The 302-nt window shown below is 69.2% G+C and carries 1 pseudogene; it reads left to right on the top strand.

Annotated elements, in window-relative coordinates:
- Positions 1-302: pseudogene (locus EN861_RS34880) on the top strand (6-hydroxynicotinate reductase); the annotation flags it as partial.

Below are 302 nucleotides of genomic sequence, written 5' to 3'. Positions count from 1 at the left end.
CGGCGAATATGGCTCGCAGATGCTGTCGCTCGGCGGCGTCCATCACCTGACCGGCGGCTCCAAGCAGGAAGGCCGCGCCACTTGCGACGCGCTGCTCAATCTGTGCAATCGCAAGCCGGTCGAGCTCGCCATCGACGGCGGCGCGACGGTCGTCGTCGAGGCGGGCAAGGCGCCGGTCATCGACGGCAAGGTCGAGCACCGCATGCGCGTCGGCTGCGGCTCGGCCACCATCGGCATGTTCGCCACGCAATGGCGCGGGCTGGTCGACGAGGTGGTGGTGGTCGATGACCACATCACCGGGG

This window comes from Mesorhizobium sp. M8A.F.Ca.ET.218.01.1.1 (genome assembly GCF_004791165.1).
Lineage (GTDB): Bacteria > Pseudomonadota > Alphaproteobacteria > Rhizobiales > Rhizobiaceae > Mesorhizobium.
Note: the sequence above shows the minus strand (reverse complement) of the source record. Positions and strands in the feature narration are given on the sequence as shown.